The organism is Parasphingopyxis lamellibrachiae (assembly GCF_003385775.1).
Lineage (GTDB): Bacteria > Pseudomonadota > Alphaproteobacteria > Sphingomonadales > Sphingomonadaceae > Parasphingopyxis > Parasphingopyxis lamellibrachiae.
Genome location: NZ_QRDP01000004.1, coordinates 2,004,584 through 2,021,860, shown reverse-complemented (window position 1 = coordinate 2,021,860; position 17,277 = coordinate 2,004,584). Strand labels below are relative to the sequence as shown.

Sequence of the window (17,277 nt, the reverse complement as noted above, 5' to 3'; positions counted from 1 at the left end):
CCCAGAATTGCCGCCTACAGGAAGTAGCGCATCCTTATACTCTGCACTTCTCCGCGATTGCCTAGGCTGAACCGGGCCGATGAGAAACGCGGCGGGCCGAAGGAGAATCGGGGATTGCGCGAAAAGCCGATGCCTTCGCGCGGAATTCCGGCAAAACGATCGAGCTGGTTGTTGCTGTTCTCGTCATGCAGGATGGCGATGGCATATTGGCCCGAGGGCAGGTTGGCGAAGTGGACGGACCGGGTATCGCGAACCCGGAAGCTCTCCTTCGTTGCTGCGGGATCGCCCGCGCAATCCGGAAAATGGCGTTCGTCGCGGGTTACGCAGACATGGAGCAAGCCCCGGTCCGAACGCAGCTCTTCGACATTAACCTCAAGCTCGCCGCTGGGGCTAACGCCCGCCAGAAGCAGAAACGCTGCGGCTGCTGCCCCGGCTTTCGCCATCGAAGCTCCCCAGCCCCGTATCGGTCCGGCAGAGCCGGTCCCAGAACCGGAAATATAACCCATAATTACACCTATAGTCCGCATGATGCCGCTGATGATGGCTTGCTGTTATCAGCCAGCGCCCTGCTACCCCCTTGACTATGAACCTAGGGAAAATCTCCCACCCCATATGATTTGTCACCCCCATTATCGTCATAATGGTCAAAACGATAGCCAAAGCGACGATATGGATGGGGATCAGGAAAACGAGCAGCGGCACGAAGATCGCCAGCGTCAGCGCTTCGAATGGGTGAAAGCTCATTGCCGCCCAGGCGGTAGGTGGGCGGCTGGCATGGTGGACGGCGTGGGCGATGCGAAAGACGCGCGGCCGGTGCAGCCAGCGATGCGTCCAGTAAAACCATGTGTCCTGCGCCAGCAGATAGAGAAAAATGGAAACCGGCACATACCAGAGCGGCCAGGCGGTGATGTCGCTGTAGATCAGCGTCCAGCCTTGGCTGTTCCAGCCCCAGGCGACGATGCCGGCAGGCACGCCGTAGATCGCCGCGCTGAGCAGTGACCAAGTGATTTCCCTGCCGATCTGCGGACGCAGGCTGGCATAGAGACCGGGACGGACACGCCCTGTGAGCCACGCGAAAAAGCCGCTTGCCGCCAGATAGCGGACGCCGACGATCAGCGTCATCGCGAGCGCGGAAACGAGGATGGCGGTGATGCTGCCGGTCATGCACGCCTGCATAGCCCGCCGTCCGTCCAGCGTCACCCGGAATAGCGCATCCAGTGCTGCGAGCCCGTTTCCGCTTCTCCGCGCCACGCCGCGATGATTTCGGCGACGATTTCGGCGGATTCGACGAGGCGCGGCCCCGGCCGGTTAAAGAAATGATGGCCGTCTGCGATATAAACCTGGCTTTCGCGGACCGCGCGCATCCGTTCCCAGCGCGGATCGCCCGCCACCGCCTCGATATCGGCCAGACTTTGCGGGATCTGATAGCCGCAGGGCATCAGGATCAGCAGATCGGGATCGGCGGCGACCAGTTCGTCCCAATCGAGAAAATCCGAATGCTCTCCCGGCTTGGCGAAAAGCGGTTTACCATCGGCGATGCGGATCAGTTCGGGAATCCAGTTGCCGGCGACCATCAGCGGATCGAACCATTCGATCGCTGCGATGCGCGGTTTGTGCGTTCCGGCGGTCCGCTTTCCGACGAGAGTGTTCAGTCGCCCCCGCAAATCCCGAACGACGGTTTCGGCCTTCACGTTGCAGTGCGCCGCAGCGCCGACCGAACTGATATCGTTCCAGACATCGTCCAGCGTATCGGGTGCGGTGGAAATCAGCTCCGGCGGCTCGCCCATCCAGTCGGCGAGCGCGGTTTCGAGATCGTCCGGCGTCACTGCACAGACCGCACACGCCGTCTGTGTCAGGATGATATCGGGTTTCAGCGACCGGAGCAGTTCGGCATCGACCTCGTACATGGAGAGGCCCTGGGTCACGATTTCCTGCACGCGCCGGTCGATCTCTGCCGAGCGCAGCCCCTTTTCGAGCCGGGTTCTGGTGCAGACCGGCAGCGCCGTTACCGCCGCCGGAAAATCGCATTCGTGCGAGCGGCCAACCAGATTGTCGCCAAGGCCGAGCGCCACCGCGATTTCGGTGGCGCTCGGCAGGAGCGAGACGATCCTGAGATCGTCGGCACCGCGGGATTCCATCAGGCGATCCGCAACGGTGTTGGTGCGCCGAACTGGCCGGGCAGGGTGCGGGTCAGAAGCTGATGTGCCAGCAACAGGCCCGCGAACCAGAGCGCTTCGTTCGAACCGATAAGTATAACGATCTCGGCGGTGAACATATCGGTGCCGCCATAGAGATGGGCCATCGCATAGAGCGCGACTTCATAGGCGGCGAAGCAGAGGAGCCCGGCGAACAGCATCCGGCCCAATGCGGGCGCCGCTGCGGCGAAGAGCCACCGGGCGAGCGCAAAGGCGATCAGCGTCGATGCACAAAGCGCGAAGCCGGAGCCGATGGTCGGCGCATTGACCGGATAACCGAGCAGGCCGAACCCGACAATCTGGTTCGCCATCCAGACCGCGACCACGGTGATCAGGCCGCGCCGGCCATCGAGCGTGCCGGCGGCGATCACCGCTACGGCGACAAAGGGCATAAGGCAGGCTGCGGCAAGGCTGCCAAGGACCGCTATTGCGGCAAAAGTCGGCGGCCACGCCCAATCGCGACCATGTGTAGCCAGGGTATCCATGCTGTCCTCCTTCTCAGAAATGCGCGCGGACGCCGGCAAAGGCGCCGATGCCGGGATTGGTGAAGCTGAAAACCTGCTCATAGGATTGGTCGAGCAGATTTTCGACGCGAGCCGTCAGCTCGACGCCCTCGGTCAGCCGCAGCGAACCGGCGAGCGAAACGAGGGTGAAACTGTCCAGCCTGACCGTCGTCGGCACGAAACTGGGATCGAGAAAGGCGCTGTCGGTTTGCGAACCGCTGTGCCGGACGACAAGCGTCAGGCCGCCGCGCTCTTCCGGCGCCTGCCATGCGATCGCGACATTGGCGGTGTCGCGCGGACGGCGGACTTCGCGGGTGCCGTTTTCCCGCGATGTCAGCCGCGTATAGCTGGCGTCGATCCGCCATTGCGGGCCGAGCTGCGCGCGCAGAAATGTTTCCACGCCATGCTGGCGCGATTCCGTGGTCCGGTTGGCCGGCGTTGCGACGAAAGTTGGCGGCGGGAAGTCGGTGAATATCTCGTCTTCCAATGTGCTTTCGAAATAGGTCGTGCCGATGGTGATCGCGCCTTCGGCAAGCGTCTGCTCCAGCCCGATCTCCCAGCCTTCGGAGCGTTCGGGCTTCAGGGCGGCATTGCCGATAAAACGCCCGTCGACAAAACCGAACAGTTCGAAAAACCCCGGATTCTTGACCCCCGATCCGGCGGCGGCGCGCGCCCGCAAGCCGAAATCGAAACTGTAGCTGGCCTGTACACGATAGGTTGTCGTGTCGTCGAAGCGTGAATTGTCGTCCCAGCGCAGCGCGGCATCGAACGAGAGGCGGTTATCGAGGATCAGCCCATATTCGGCGACCAGACCCAGATTGCGGATCTGGCGGCGGCCATTGAAAGCAAAGCCGCCGGGTGTCGTGTTGCGGAAACGCTCGCGCTCCCAGTCGCCGGCAAAGGTGAGGGTGTGGCGCACCGCGTCCGTGCCTAGGCGCAGGCTGGATGTGTAGGAGCCTTTGAGCCTTTGCCCCTCATTGCCTGAATTGCGGACATTGTTGCTGAAACCGTCGCGGTCGATATCGGCGATCTGGGCCGTCAGGCTGTGCGTCCAGCGATCGTCGAGCAGGTCGATCTCGCCACTGACCAGCGCATAAAGCCCTTCGGCTTCGGTATAGGTGCCGGGCGAATCGATGGCAAAACCGAATGTCGGGCTGCCGGGCGTGAAGTCCTGATTGTTGAACTCGCTATCGGTTGCCGAATAGCGGCCGACGATCCTGACCCGGGCATTGGGTGCTGGCGTCCACAGGGTGTTGAAGGACAGCGTGTTGCTTGTCTTGTCGAGGCTGCGCGTGCCGCCGCGTGTGCCGACCGTGCCATCGGTGCCGAGATGGGTTGCCGAGATTGCATAGTCGAGGTTGCCGGCGACGCCGCCATAGCGGGCGGCCGCGTTGAAGGTGCCGAACGAGCCGCCCTCGGCGCGCAGCCGCAGGCCCGGCGCCTCGCTGCCCGGCAGGGTGATATAATGGATGACGCCGCCAATCGCGTCCGATCCGTATAGCGCGCTTTGCTGGCCGCGCAGCACTTCGATCCGCGCCGCTTGGTCGATGGCGAGACTGCCGAAATCGAACTCGCCGAAAAACGGGTCTGACACTTCGATTCCGTCGATCAGAACGAGCGTATGATTGGCTTCGGTGCCGCGAATACGAACCTGGGTCTGGCCGGCGATGCCCGATACCGAAAGCCCCGGCACGTCGCGCAGGATGTCAGCAATCTCGCGCGCCTGGCGCTGGACGAGCGCTTGGGAATCAATAACGGTTACGGAGCCGCCTTGTTGATCCAGTTGCAGGGGGTCGGCCGCCCGGGTGCCGGTAACGATCAGGGTTTCGCCGGGGGTTTGGGGAGGTCCGGCCTGCGCCGGGGCGATAGCGGGAGTGAGGAGCGCTGACAGGGCAACGCCATAGGTAAATTTGGTCATGAGTCTTCGGTCTCCGCATGCTGAGCGCGATGTGGCGGGACCTCCACGCAGATGCGTGGCCTCTCTGCGAAAGCGGGCGGCATGCCGCGCCCGTTCGCACAGGTCGAAACGGCCCCAGCCGCTTCATGTCGCTCAGACAGAAACCGTTCCGCGCCTGACCAATCCTTGAGCCCGGCAAGAGCGACGCGCGTCGGTCGGTCTCCTGGCTCACGGGTCATCGCGCCTCCTGCGCCTTCCCAGATAGCGTTCCGGCGATTGCCGGAACATCCAGTGGCTGCGGACCCGAAGGGCCGCGTGCAGGATGCGCTCGCCGCTTACAGTTACAAGGATAGCTGCAGATTTGAGCCCGGGGCTCGCACTGCATTCCCGCTACCGGCGCGCATTGGAAAGACGCCTCCGGTTACCCGGTATTGCCCATCAGGGGCCGAAATACCGCCTTTGCCGGATTGTGCAAGCGCCAAAGCGCGATCCCGCTGGCCAGTTACGGGCTGTTCGCCGTGCCGGCTTTTCTGTAGAGCGCAGCGCCATGGGTCATGCAGAGGCCGGAGCCGGCCATAATCTGGACTGCGATATTGCGATACTCGGCGGCGGCCTCGCTGGCGGGCTGATTGCACTGGCCTTGCGCCGGGAGCGCCCGGATCTGCGGCTTCAGGTGATTGAGGCGGGCCCGGTTCTGGGCGGCAATCATATATGGTCCTTTTTTGCAGGCGATGTGGATGCGCGCGGCATGGCGTTGCTGGATCCTCTGATCACCCATCGCTGGGACGGCTATGACGTGCGCTTTCCCGCGCATCGGCGTATGCTGGACACAGCCTATCATGCGATCCGCTCGGACCAGTTCGATGCGGGCCTTCGCAAAATGCTGTCCGAAGGCACGATCCGGACAGGTGCTGCGGTCACTTCGGCGACCAGCGACAATGTCGTCCTGGAAAGCGGGGAGGAGATTGCAGCGCGCGCGGTTATCGATTGTCGCGGTGCCGGCGATCTCGACGCGCTGGAAGGCGGCTGGCAGAAATTTGTCGGGCTGGAGCTCGAACTGGCCGCGCCGCACGGTCTGGAACGGCCGGTGATCATGGATGCGACCGTCGAACAGATAGACGGCTACCGCTTCGTCTATCTTCTGCCCTTCGGCCCGAACCGGATATTTGTCGAGGACACCTATTATAGCGACGGACCGGAACTCGATGCGGCGCTGATCGAGGAGCGCGTGCTTGGCTATGCGGTGGCGCAAGGCTGGCGGGTGGCTGAGGTCGTTCACCGTGAAAAGGGTGTTCTCCCCGTGGTCTGCAACGGGGCATTCGGAGAATATTGGCGCTCGACGGGCGCAGTGCCCAAGGCGGGGGTTCGCGCCGGACAGTTTCACCCGGTGACCGGATACTCACTGCCGGATGCGGTGCGCAGCGCACTCTTCATCGCCGGCCATGCCGATCTTTCGGGCGAAGCGCTGCATGGCCGGCTGTTCGCACGGGCGGCGCAAAGATGGCGCGAGACAAGCTATTACCGGATGCTGGACAGCATGATGTTCTACGGCGCCGACACATCAAACCGATATAAAATCCTTGAGCGCTTTTATCGGCTGAGCCCGGCCCTTATATCGCGCTTCTACGCAGGGCGCAGCCGCTGGACCGACAAGCTGCGCATCATATCCGGCAAGCCGCCTATCCCGGTTGGCCGTGGCATCCGGGCCATCGGGAAGAACATGAAACGAAAGAGCAGGGACGCATGACCAAGGCAGCCGTGATCGGCGCGGGTTTTGGCGGTTTGGCGCTGGCCATCCGCCTGCAGTCGGCAGGGATCGAGACGACAGTCGTCGAAGCGCGCGACAAGCCGGGCGGCCGCGCCTATTATTGGGAGCGCGAGGGGTTCGTCTTCGATGGCGGGCCGACGGTGATCACCGATCCCGACTGCCTGACCCAGCTGTGGGAGCTGACCGGCGCGGACATGAAAGACGATGTCGAGCTGGAGCCGGTTTTTCCTTTCTATCGCCTCAACTGGCCGGACGGCACGAATTTCGATTATTCGAACGACGAGGTCGATCTCACCAAAGAGATCGAAAAGCTCAACCCCGCCGATGTCGAGGGCTATCGCCGGTTCCTCGAATATTCGGCCGGCGTGTATGAGGAAGGCTATCTGAAACTCGGCGATGTGCCGTTCCTCGATTTCAAATCCATGCTCAAGGCCGCGCCCGCGCTGGCCCGTAAACAGGCCTGGCGCTCGGTCTACTCTATCGTCTCGAGTTTTGTCGAAAACGAAAAACTCCGCGAGGCGCTGTCCTTCCACACGCTGCTGGTTGGCGGCAGCCCGATGAAGACCAGCTCCATCTATGCGCTGATCCACAAGCTGGAAAAGGATGGCGGCGTCTGGTTTGCCAGGGGCGGCACGAACAGGCTGATCGCGGGCATGGTCGCGCACTTCGAGCGAATTGGCGGCATTGTGCGGACCGGCGATCCGGTCGTCGATATCGCAACCAGGGGGGACCGGGCAACCGGGCTGCGCTGCGAGAGCGGCTGGCACGACGATTTCGATGCGGTCGCCAGCAATGCGGATATCGTGCACAGCTACCGCGACCTGCTGACCAGTTCGAAGCGCGGCGAGCGGGCGACGAAAAGCTTGCTCAGGAAACGCTATTCCCCGTCGCTCTTCGTGCTCCATTTCGGGGTGGAGGGCACATGGCCGGGCATCCCGCACCATATGATCCTGTTCGGCCCGCGTTATGACGGATTGCTCAGGGATATTTACGACCATGGCGTGCTGGCCGAGGATTTCTCCCTCTACCTGCACCATCCGACGATCACCGATCCCTCAATGGCGCCCGACGGCTGTTCGACATTCTATGCGCTGGCTCCGGTTCCCCATCTCGGCAAATTTCCGGCGGACTGGGACACGATCGGCGAGGATTATGCGAACCGGATTCTCGACCATATCGAGGCGCGGCTGATCCCGGGCCTGAAAGACCGGATCAAGACCAAATTCTGGTATACGCCCAAGGATTTCGCGCAGGATCTGAATGCCCATCAGGGCAGCGCCTTCAGCCTGGAGCCCATCCTGACGCAGAGCGCCTATTTCCGCGTCCACAATCGCGACGATATTATCGACAATCTCTATTTCGTCGGTGCGGGCACCCATCCGGGGGCGGGCATTCCGGGCGTGGTGGGCAGCGCCAAGGCAACCGCCGGGCTGATGATCGATGATCTCGGGCGCTAGTCTCCCTCCCGTTCAGGGCAGGAGCTAGCGATGTCCGGCCGCGAAGCCCTTGTCGCCAGAGCGCGCGAGACGATCGGACGGGGCTCGCAGAGCTTCGCCATGGCTTCCCGGCTGTTCGATAAGGAAACCCGCGAGCGGGCCTGGCTGCTCTATGCCTGGTGCCGCCGCTGCGACGATTTGGCGGACGGGCAGGCGCTCGGCCATGACATGTCGGTCGTCGCCGATCCTGTCGCAAGGCTCGACGAAATCCGGACCCGTACGGACAAGGCCCTGGCCGGAGTGCCCGCGGGCGACTCGAGTTTCGATGCGCTGGGCCAGGTGGCGCTGGAATGCAGTATTCCGCGCGCGATGATCGACGATCATATCGCCGGATTTGCACTCGACGCAGCGGGCTGGATGCCAGAAAATGAGGGCGATCTTCTGCAATATTGCCACCATGTCGCCGGGGTTGTCGGGCAGATGATGGCGCTGGTGATGGGCGTGAAGCCGGACGATGCAGACACGCTCGCGCGCGCCCGCGATCTCGGCCTTGCCTTCCAGCTTGCCAATATCGCCCGCGATATAGGGGAGGATGCGGCGAACGGCCGCTGCTATCTGCCGATGAGCTGGCTTGCGGAGAAGCATGTCGATCCGGCGGCGCTTGGCGATCCTGCGAACCGCGCGGCCCTTGCCGGCCTCTCCCGCCGCCTGGCCGAACTGGCCGAGCGCTACGAAGAGAGCGCCCGGCGCGGCACGGCGGCGCTGCCCTTCCGCTCCGCCTGGGCGGTGCTGGCGGCAGCGGGGATTTATGGCGATATCGCCCGCAAGGTGAAAGCGCGCGGAGAAGCGGCGCTGGACGAGCGCGTTTTCACGACGCGGCGCGAAAAGCTCGGCTGGCTGTTCAAAAGCTGGCGGCAGGCATTGAATCGCGCCGCCTATGCCCCAGCTAGCTAGCCATGGAATTTAACGGCCATCTGACGATCGATCGCCCCGGCGTTGTCGACCGGATTCGCGAGGTGCTGCCTGACCGGCTGGCTGGTGACGGTTTCGCCATTTTCACTGCGGTACCGCTGCGGGGGCAGCGCAAACTCAGCTGGTTGCAGCGTTTCCGCCGCGCATTCCGTCGGCGCGGCAAGCTCGATTTTTCGGTCCGTATGGCAAACAGCGTGCGGTTCGAAATGCCGTTCGGGCCGACCGGCGCAGTTTCCTACACGGTCGTCGTTCCGCATCATGGCCGGGTGATCGGCGCGCTGATCCTTGTCGCGGCCCTGGCCGCCTATTGGCTCGATGGTTTCTTCCCCGCGCTCTTCATCGCGGTGGTTGGCAGCGGGCTGGTCGGGGTCGGCCTGCATTATGCGATGCGCAAAAGCGTCGTGCGCTATCTCGGGCTGTTGCCCGGCCAGTATCGCGAGCACCGGCTTTCGATGGGCTAGATATGCTCCGATTGCCGGTCGGACTCGTGAAAGGTGCCGACCGGGGCCCGTACGCCTTCATAGCCGCGCCGCTTGAGCTCCGCTTTCAGAGCCTCCGGCTTCGGTGCATAGAGAAAGCCGTAACTCACCGTACCATGTTTGGTTTCCACCACATGGTGAAGCCGGTGCGCCTGGATGATGCGCTTCATGTAACGGGATTTGGGAATGTAGCGATGGTTCAGCCGCTTGTGCACGATCACGTCGTGAAAGCCGAAATAGATCGCGCCATAGCCGGCGATCCCCGCGCCGATCCAGGTAAAACCCGGCCACCAGCCCAGCTGCACTCCGCCGAGCAGCAGCAGGAAGGAGGGCACCGCGAAAATCAGCGCGTAGAGATCGTTGAGCTCCCAATTGCCCGTGCGCGGCCGGTGATGGCTTGCGTGCAGGAACCAGCCGAACCCGTGCATCACCCAGCGATGCGCGACATAGGCCACACCCTCCATGAAGAGGATCGTGCCGAAAAAAAGCAGGATGCCGAGCGACCAGTGCATGACTTGTCATATAGGCCCGGTTGCCCGGCCTTGCCACCGCTCTCATGGAATAGGAGAAGACCCGGATGAAGAAAATTCTGCTCGCCATCCTCGCCCTTGTCATAATCGTCCCGCTGGGTTTCCTGTTGATTTACGGAACGCCGGAAAGCCGCATGCGGGCGGCATTTGTCGAGGCGGGCCTGGAAGAGCCGGTTGCCGAGTGCATGGCCTCCCGGCTCGCAGACGATCTGAGTTACACGCAGCTCTGGCGTCTGTCTTCGCTCAGCGTTTTTCGCGATCGTCCGGCACATGACCTGACGATCGGCGAATTCGTCGACGCGACGGGAGGATTGCGGGATCGGGACGTGCTGATACTGGCCGGGCGGGCGGGCGCCGTTTGTGCGCTGCGGACGCGGCGGCTGGAGGGTCTTTCCATACGCCGGTGACTATGCTTTAGCGCCCAGCGAACCCTTCCGACTCCATTTTCTTTCAGGAGCGCTTTGCCGCCATGAACATCCATGAATATCAAGCCAAGGAACTGCTCGCGAAATTCGGGATCGGCATCCCTGCCGGTGTGGCTGCGACCACGGTCGATCAAGCAGTGGCCGGCGCCGAAACGCTGCCCGGCCCGCTCTATGTCGTAAAGGCGCAGATTCATGCGGGCGGACGCGGCAAGGGCAAATTCAAGGAACTGGGCGCAGACGCCAAGGGCGGTGTGCGGCTGGCGAAATCGATCGACGATGTGCGCGGTGACGCCGAAGAGATGCTTGGCAACACGCTGGTCACCGCCCAGACCGGCGATGCCGGCAAGGAGGTGAACCGTCTCTACGTCACCGACGGTGTCGATATCAAAGAGGAATATTATCTGGCGCTGCTTGTCGACCGGGCTTCGGGCCGGGTAGCCATGGTCGTGTCGACCGAGGGCGGCATGGATATTGAGGCTGTCGCGCATGGCACGCCGGAAAAGATCACGACCATCACCATCGATCCGCTGGCCGGTTTTACGGACAGCGATGGCCGCAAGGCTGCCGATGCGCTGGAGCTTTCCGGCGATCTGGCCGATGCCTGTGTCGCGCTGACCGGCAATCTCTACGAAGCGTTCCTCAAGCTCGACTGCGCGATGCTCGAAATCAACCCGCTGGTCGAAACCGATGACGGGCAGCTGCTCGTTCTCGACACCAAGATGAGCTTCGATTCCAATGCCGAGTTCCGCCATCCCGAATGGGCGGCGCTGCGCGACGAGAGCGAAGAGGATCCGATGGAGCTCGAAGCCTCCAAGCACGATCTCGCCTATATCAAGCTGGACGGCAACATCGGCTGTATGGTGAATGGTGCGGGCCTGGCCATGGCGACGATGGACATCATCAAGCTCAATGGCGCCTTCCCGGCGAACTTTCTCGACGTTGGCGGCGGGGCTACCAAGGAAAAGGTTACCTCCGCCTTCAAGATCATTCTGTCGGATCCGGCGGTCGAGGGCATTCTCGTCAATATCTTTGGCGGCATCATGAAGTGCGACATCATCGCCGAGGGCATCGTCGCCGCGGCCAAGGAAGTCGATCTGGATGTGCCGCTGGTGGTGCGCCTGGAAGGGACCAATGTGGCCAAGGGCAAGGATATTCTCGCCAATAGCGGCCTGCCCATCGTCAGCGCCGACGATCTTGGCGACGCCGCGCGCAAGATTGTCGCCCAGGTCCGGAAATAAGACCATAAGCGACCTGAAACGAGCATAGGCTGAGCACGTCCGGGGCTATGGACGCAGCCTTGAACAGGCGCAGGGCGAGCGTGGCGGGATTGACGAGAGAGTTGATTTTTTGCAGTGCAACATGCTAGCTAGGTTTACGTGAACGTAAAGGGCGATAGAAAAGCAAGCCCAGGAGGAAGAAAGCAATGAAAATCTTGGTCCCGGTGAAGCGGGTGATCGATTATAATGTGAAACCGCGGGTCAAGGCCGACGGTTCGGGCGTCGATCTCGCCAATGTCAAAATGTCGATGAATCCGTTCGACGAAATTTCGGTTGAAGAGGCGATCCGCCTCAAGGAAGCCGGTAAGGCGGAAGAAATCGTTGCCGTATCGGTTGGTCCGGCCAAGGCGCAGGAAACGCTGCGCACCGCGCTCGCCATGGGCGCCGACCGCGCGATCCTGGTCCAGACGGACGACGAGGTAGAGCCTCTCGCCGTGGCCAAGATCCTGAAAGCCATTGTCGAGGCCGAAGACCCGGGTCTCGTGATCCTCGGCAAGCAGGCGATCGATGACGACAGCAACCAGACGGGCCAGATGCTTGCAGCATTGCTCGGCTGGGGCCAGGGCACGTTTGCCAATACGGTGGAAGTCGGCGACGGCACGATCGACGTGAAGCGCGAAATCGATGGCGGCCTCCAAACCGTACAGCTCAAGCTGCCGGCGATCGTCACCACCGATCTGCGCCTCAACGAGCCGCGCTATGCGTCCCTGCCGAATATCATGAAGGCGAAGTCCAAGCCGCTCGATCAGAAAACGCCGGCCGATTATGGTGTCGATACGGCGCCGCGCCTCACCACCAGCAAAGTCACCGAGCCGCCGAAGCGCGAAGCCGGTGAGATCCTCGAAGATGTGGATACGCTGGTCGCCAAACTCAAAGAAATGGGAGTCGCCTAATGAAGACGCTCGTATGGGTTGAGCATGACAATGCTCAGATGAAAGATGCAACGCTGGCCGCCGTCACGGCCGCGTCCAAGCTCGGCGAAGTCCACGCCATCGTCGCCGGTTCCGGCTGTCAGGCCGTGGCCGATCAGGCCGCAAAGGTCGCCGGGATCGGCAAGGTCCATCTTGCCGACGATGCCGCTTATGCCAATGCGCTGCCGGAAAATGTCGCGCCGCTGATCGCCGATCTTATGGGCCATCACGATGCGTTTGTCGCGCCGGCCACGACGACGGGCAAGAATATCGCCCCGCGCGTTGCCGCGCTTCTGGACGTTATGCAGATTTCCGACATTCTCTCGGTCGAAGGCGACAAGACCTTCACGCGCCCGATCTATGCCGGCAACGCAATCGCCACGGTCACGACGTCGGACGAAAAGCTCGTCATCACCGTGCGCGGCACGGCGTTCGACAAAGCCGCGACCGAAGGCGGCTCGGGCGAAGTCGAAGCAGTGAGCGGTTCCGGCGATGCCGGGCTCTCCGCCTTTGTCAGCGAGGAAATTGCGAAAAGCGATCGTCCCGAACTGACCAGCGCCAAGATCATCGTTTCTGGTGGCCGCGCACTGGGGTCTTCGGAAAAGTTCGAGGAAGTCATCACGCCTCTGGCGGACAAGCTCGGTGCCGGTATCGGTGCTTCGCGCGCCGCGGTCGATGCGGGCTATGTGCCCAACGATTACCAGGTCGGCCAGACCGGCAAGATCGTCGCGCCGGAAGTCTATATCGCCATCGGCATCTCCGGTGCGATCCAGCATCTTGCGGGCATGAAGGATTCCAAGACGATCATCGCGATCAACAAGGATGAAGACGCACCGATCTTCCAGATCGCCGATTACGGCATCGTCGCGGATCTCTTCAACGCCGTGCCGGAGCTGACGGGCAAGCTTTAGGCGCGATGCCCTGGCTAAAAAAAGAGAAGCCCCGGTTCGCGCCGGGGCTTTTTTTATGCCTCCGCCAGCAACTTCTCGCTGATTACCCATAGCCGCTCCGCCGCGTCATCGTCGCACACATAGGCCTCGACGCCCATGAACCGGGACATCGGGCTTTGCGGGTCGGTCGGCACGGCGATGTCGCAATCCTCGCAATAGACGCCGGGCTTGCCTTCCAGCCTGGGCGACGTTGCCGCCCAGAGGGTCGTCGAGCAGCCCTGCGCCGGAGTCTTGAAGCCCATCTTGGCAAGCTCGGACATGCTGCCATCTTCGTTGAGCCAGCCCAGTTCCACCTGTTCCTCGAGGGAAAGATGCCGCTGGAGCGGGGTGAAGATACCGCCGGGATGGACGGAGAAGGCGAGGCCGCCGCCTGCTTTCAGGCGGCGGCTCAGCGCATTGGCGAACAGTGCATTGGCCGTCTTCGCCTGCCCATAGGCATCCCATTTGTCATAGGGCGTGTTTTCGAACTGGATATCGTCCCACTGGATGTCACTGCGCTTGTGTCCGGTCGAAGACAGCGCGACGACACGGGCACCGGGGGTTTTCTCGAGCAGCGGCATCAGCCCGACGGTCAGCGCGAAATGGCCCATATGGTTGGTGCCGAACTGCGATTCCCAGCCCGGGCCGACCCGCGCTTCGGGGCAGGCCATGATCCCGGCATTGTTAATCAGGAGATCGAGGCTGTCGAGCTGGTCCACCATCGCATCGGCAAAGCGGCGGACCGAGACGATATCGCCCAGGTCCATATCGCCGACCTGAACATCGCCGTCGACCTCGGCAAGATTGCTCTCCGCCTTTTCGCGGTTGCGCGCCGGCACGATCACAGTGACGCCGGCGCCGACAAGCGCGCGCACGGTTTCGAGCCCGATCCCGCTATAGCCGCCGGTAACGATCGCGATTTTGCCCGCCAAGTCTATGCCCTTGATAACGTCCGCGCCGTCCGTCTTGGCCGGAAAACCGGACTCTGTCGGAATTTGGTCTGCAATTGCCATGGCGTGGTTCCCCCTGTTCGGTGCCTATCTTAAACGAAGAAGCCCGGCCGAACCACTGGGGTGCGACCGGGCTTCTTCCCACTCTCGCTTGCGCGAACTGTTTTGGCGCTTTCGCGGCCTGCTTAGCTGTTGGCAGCGGCTTCGGCCTTCGCGGCCTCTTCCTCGGCCTTGGCGGCGTTCCAGATGGCCGCTGCCTTGTTGAGGATTTCGAGAATCTTCTCCAGCGCTGCCGGTTCGTCCGTCTTTTCCATCGCCGCGAGTTCGCGGGCGAGGCGGCTGGAGGCCGCTTCGAAAATCTGGCGTTCGGAATAGCTCTGCTCGGGCTGGTCATCGGCGCGGAAAAGATCGCGCGTCACTTCGGCAATCGAGATCAGATCGCCGGAATTGATCTTCGCTTCATATTCCTGCGCCCGGCGCGACCACATGGTGCGCTTGACCTTGGGCTTGCCTTCGAGCGTCTTGAGTGCGTCCTTGAGCGTCTTGTCGGAGGAGAGCTTGCGCATCCCCACACCTTCCGCCTTGTTCGTCGGAACGCGGAGCGTCATCTTTTCCTTTTCGAACCGCAGGACGTAGAGTTCGAGCTGCATGCCCGCAATCTCTTCATTCTGGAGTTCGATGACGCGGCCTACGCCGTGTTTCGGGTAGACGACATAATCTCCGACTTCGAAGTCAAGCACCTTGCTAGCCATGCAGTAAGACCTTTCTTGACGGACAGCCGTGCGAATCGTGCAGAAGACCGTTGCCGACCCTCACTGCATTTTCGATTTTATCAGCCTTTTCCGTGTGTTAGACCATTTGCGGAACTAATTATTCCCGCTTCGCGACATTATGTAACACATTCGTAAGAAAATTTCCAGTGTTGCGCTGCGGCATGGCGCGGCCGGGCGCCTGTGTACGTCGATCGGGCGTTTCGCCCGGAGGCGCAGGGACTCGCCGGGTGCCGGGCCGTTGCCGCGCCATCAAGCGCAAGATGATCGGAAACGGATCAGCTTTCCCGCCGTTCGGGCCGCCCGTTGATTGACTCGATTGGGGGCGGAAACCACAATATTGGCACTGACGAGTCGTACTATAATATGCAGGTATTACTGCATTGAAACATGTATTGTTGCGTATAGTAGGCGTTGATTTGCTTGAAATGACCGGTTCCGTGAAAATGCTGGCTGTGTGCCGGCAGGGCGGAGCTTTGACAGGACAGTCTGACCCAAAAGGAGAATGACCAATGGCCAATGCAGGACATCTTCACCAACCCGATTATCTCAAAGGCCTCGCACAGCAATTGCGTGCGGAAGCCGATCGCGCCGAAGCGCGCGCCAGCCGGCTTGAAACCGGCGAGGAAGCCGTCGGATGCGAATCCGGCTGCTGGAACGTGCTGTCCACCTGTATCCAGGTGCAACCGCTCTAGAACATAACGGTCCGGCGCGCGCCAGCCGGTGCGCCGCCGGCCCAATCATCAGCCATTGTCAGGTCGCGTGCGGGGAACTGCCGATCCCAATGCGTGCCCCGACGGCAAGCGTTCAGGAGGCATGGACCATGGGCATCGAGCAGAATGATTTTATCCCCGCACTGAAATCCGATGTGCGGCTGAAGCCGATGAACGGCTATGCGCTGGCCCATGGCTATCATCCGTCTCTGATCCGGATGATCGACCCGTCCCACGCCTTTTTCCTGGCCCTGTGCAATGGCACCTTCCGGCCGGCCGAAATCGCCTATCTTTACGGCGAGACCTTTGGCCTGGACGCGGACGATGCGGATTATCAGGCGAGCCGCCTGCTCGACCAGCACCGCATGTTCCTGGATTTTGGCGGTGAACCCGGAGAGGCTGTCCGGTTCAGTCCGCAGGACTTCCTCTTTCCGGGCGACAAGGGCAAGATTGACGGCGCGGCCTATGGCAAATGGCCGGTGCCGGCAGGCATCAATGTGACTCTCACCTTCAAGTGCAATTTCAACTGCTCCTATTGCTATCAGGATCTGCTCCAGACCGGCGACAATCGCTGGGATCTCGGCAAGTGCCGCGAACTGGTCGAGGAAGCGGCCGACTGGGGCGTGGTGTTTCTCGGGCTGACGGGCGGCGAACCGACGATCTTCAAGGGCTGGCTCGAACTGATCGAGGCCGGGCTGAAACGCGGCATGATCCCGACCATGACCTCGAACGGAACGGTGATCGGCAGCGATCCGGAGATCGCTCAGCGTCTCGCGGCGGCCGGCATGGAGGAAATCACGATCAGCTTCGATGCGCCTTCGGCCGAACTGCATGACGAGATTACCCGGTCAAAAGGCCAGTTCCCGAAAGTGCTCAACGCTGTCCGCTATCTGGTCGATGCCGGGCTTCGCGTGGTGATAAAAAGCGTGCTGACGCCCAGGACGCAGCATTCGGTCGAGCCGATGATCGACATGCTGGTAACGATGGGCGTCCATGAGATCGGCATTTCCTTCATGGAAGGCGGGGCGATCGAGTCCGGCGCCAACGCCGCCGACAATGTATCGATGGACGAGTTGCGTATTGTTCGCGACCGGGTCCAGGCGAAGCGCGAACTCTATGCGGGCACGTGTGATATCCATCCGCCGAAGGATGCCGAAAAAGTCTGGAAGGACGGTGACTGGTATCCGTGCGGTGGGATCAATATGGGCATGTCGATTTTCCCGACCGGCGATGTATCGGTGTGCGACAAGATGCACGGGGTGAAGGATTTCACCTATGGCAATGTCTTCGACCGGGGGCTTGAGGCGATCTGGAACGGTGAAGCCTTTGCCGATCTGCGCGAGCGCACTGTCCAGCCCGACCTGATCGACCCGGACTGCGCCAAATGCAGCAAGCTCTATCAGTGCCGCACCTCCTGTTTTGTCGATGCCTATAACGCGACCGGCAAATATCTGGCCAAGGACCCGCATTGCGGCGGCCCCTTTTTCGATTAGCAGAGCGCCGCAATGGCGAAAGGAGAGCG

Annotated in this window: 18 protein-coding genes and 1 riboswitch; of the genes, 10 read left to right on the top strand and 8 right to left on the bottom strand. The window is 61.9% G+C overall.

Annotation, left to right across the window (positions count from 1 at the left end; genetic code table 11):
* Positions 1-14 precede the first annotated feature (14 nt).
* Genes DFR46_RS10050 through DFR46_RS10030 form a run of 5 tightly spaced genes read right to left on the bottom strand, consistent with a single transcriptional unit; the run spans position 15 to position 4,616 of the window.
* Entirely contained in the window at positions 15-443 is a 429-nt protein-coding gene (locus DFR46_RS10050) for a DUF2141 domain-containing protein (RefSeq protein WP_116236324.1), read from the bottom strand.
* Positions 391-1,164 (bottom strand): sterol desaturase family protein, encoded by a 774-nt coding sequence (locus DFR46_RS10045; protein ID WP_116236323.1) that lies wholly within the window; start codon positions 1,162-1,164, stop codon positions 391-393. Before DFR46_RS10045 ends, DFR46_RS10050 begins: the two co-directional genes overlap by 53 nt.
* Before the next feature lie 32 nt (positions 1,165-1,196).
* On the bottom strand, positions 1,197-2,138 hold the full coding sequence (locus DFR46_RS10040) for a cobalamin-binding protein (RefSeq protein ID WP_116236322.1): 942 nt from the start codon (positions 2,136-2,138) through the stop codon (positions 1,197-1,199).
* Positions 2,138-2,680: a hypothetical protein gene (locus DFR46_RS10035; protein WP_116236321.1), complete on the bottom strand. Its 543-nt coding sequence runs from the start codon at positions 2,678-2,680 to the stop codon at positions 2,138-2,140. Before DFR46_RS10035 ends, DFR46_RS10040 begins: the two co-directional genes overlap by 1 nt.
* Before the next feature lie 13 nt (positions 2,681-2,693).
* Positions 2,694-4,616, bottom strand: a complete 1,923-nt coding sequence (locus DFR46_RS10030; RefSeq protein ID WP_116236320.1) for a TonB-dependent receptor plug domain-containing protein — start codon at positions 4,614-4,616, stop codon at positions 2,694-2,696.
* A 175-nt stretch (positions 4,617-4,791) separates the two neighbouring features.
* Positions 4,792-5,008, bottom strand: a riboswitch (cobalamin riboswitch).
* A gap of 134 nt (positions 5,009-5,142) precedes the next feature.
* Between DFR46_RS10030 and crtY the strand changes: the two genes are divergently transcribed.
* The 4 genes from crtY to DFR46_RS10010 are packed head-to-tail and all read left to right on the top strand — an operon-like array spanning position 5,143 to position 9,232.
* Positions 5,143-6,342: a lycopene beta-cyclase CrtY gene (crtY, locus tag DFR46_RS10025; protein ID WP_116236319.1), complete on the top strand. Its 1,200-nt coding sequence runs from the start codon at positions 5,143-5,145 to the stop codon at positions 6,340-6,342.
* Positions 6,339-7,820 (top strand): phytoene desaturase, encoded by a 1,482-nt coding sequence (locus tag DFR46_RS10020; protein ID WP_116236318.1) that lies wholly within the window; start codon positions 6,339-6,341, stop codon positions 7,818-7,820. The genes crtY and DFR46_RS10020 overlap by 4 nt, the downstream gene beginning before the upstream one ends.
* A gap of 30 nt (positions 7,821-7,850) precedes the next feature.
* Positions 7,851-8,753, top strand: a complete 903-nt coding sequence (locus DFR46_RS10015; protein ID WP_116236317.1) for a phytoene/squalene synthase family protein — start codon at positions 7,851-7,853, stop codon at positions 8,751-8,753.
* A 2-nt stretch (positions 8,754-8,755) separates the two neighbouring features.
* Positions 8,756-9,232: a hypothetical protein gene (locus DFR46_RS10010; RefSeq protein ID WP_116236316.1), complete on the top strand. Its 477-nt coding sequence runs from the start codon at positions 8,756-8,758 to the stop codon at positions 9,230-9,232.
* Here DFR46_RS10010 and DFR46_RS10005 read toward each other — a convergent pair.
* On the bottom strand, positions 9,229-9,762 hold the full coding sequence (locus tag DFR46_RS10005; RefSeq protein WP_116236315.1) for a sterol desaturase family protein: 534 nt from the start codon (positions 9,760-9,762) through the stop codon (positions 9,229-9,231). The two genes, DFR46_RS10010 and DFR46_RS10005, sit on opposite strands and share 4 nt — an antisense overlap.
* Before the next feature lie 65 nt (positions 9,763-9,827).
* On the opposite strand from DFR46_RS10005, the gene DFR46_RS10000 reads away from it, so the two are divergent.
* From DFR46_RS10000 to DFR46_RS09985, 4 genes are all read left to right on the top strand, one after another.
* Positions 9,828-10,187, top strand: a complete 360-nt coding sequence (locus DFR46_RS10000; protein ID WP_116236314.1) for a hypothetical protein — start codon at positions 9,828-9,830, stop codon at positions 10,185-10,187.
* A 62-nt stretch (positions 10,188-10,249) separates the two neighbouring features.
* Positions 10,250-11,443 (top strand): ADP-forming succinate--CoA ligase subunit beta, encoded by a 1,194-nt coding sequence (gene sucC / locus DFR46_RS09995; RefSeq protein ID WP_116236313.1) that lies wholly within the window; start codon positions 10,250-10,252, stop codon positions 11,441-11,443.
* 185 nt (positions 11,444-11,628) lie between these two features.
* On the top strand, positions 11,629-12,375 hold the full coding sequence (locus DFR46_RS09990; RefSeq protein ID WP_116236312.1) for an electron transfer flavoprotein subunit beta/FixA family protein: 747 nt from the start codon (positions 11,629-11,631) through the stop codon (positions 12,373-12,375).
* The gene (locus tag DFR46_RS09985) at positions 12,375-13,304 is read left to right on the top strand and encodes an electron transfer flavoprotein subunit alpha/FixB family protein (protein ID WP_116236311.1); all 930 of its coding nucleotides are present in this window, start codon (positions 12,375-12,377) and stop codon (positions 13,302-13,304) included. The genes DFR46_RS09990 and DFR46_RS09985 overlap by 1 nt, the downstream gene beginning before the upstream one ends.
* A gap of 53 nt (positions 13,305-13,357) precedes the next feature.
* On the opposite strand, the gene DFR46_RS09980 is transcribed toward DFR46_RS09985, so the two are convergent.
* On the bottom strand, positions 13,358-14,335 hold the full coding sequence (locus tag DFR46_RS09980) for an oxidoreductase (RefSeq protein ID WP_116236310.1): 978 nt from the start codon (positions 14,333-14,335) through the stop codon (positions 13,358-13,360).
* Between the two features lie 122 nt (positions 14,336-14,457).
* The gene (locus DFR46_RS09975) at positions 14,458-15,024 is read right to left on the bottom strand and encodes a CarD family transcriptional regulator (RefSeq protein ID WP_116236309.1); all 567 of its coding nucleotides are present in this window, start codon (positions 15,022-15,024) and stop codon (positions 14,458-14,460) included.
* Positions 15,025-15,554: 530 nt separating this feature from the next.
* On the opposite strand from DFR46_RS09975, the gene DFR46_RS09970 reads away from it, so the two are divergent.
* Both DFR46_RS09970 and DFR46_RS09965 read left to right on the top strand, forming a co-directional pair.
* The gene (locus DFR46_RS09970; protein WP_116236308.1) at positions 15,555-15,737 is read left to right on the top strand and encodes a hypothetical protein; all 183 of its coding nucleotides are present in this window, start codon (positions 15,555-15,557) and stop codon (positions 15,735-15,737) included.
* An 89-nt stretch (positions 15,738-15,826) separates the two neighbouring features.
* Complete coding sequence (locus DFR46_RS09965) at positions 15,827-17,248, top strand: radical SAM/SPASM domain-containing protein (RefSeq protein ID WP_162843460.1); 1,422 nt, start codon at positions 15,827-15,829, stop codon at positions 17,246-17,248.
* Positions 17,249-17,277 lie beyond the last annotated feature (29 nt).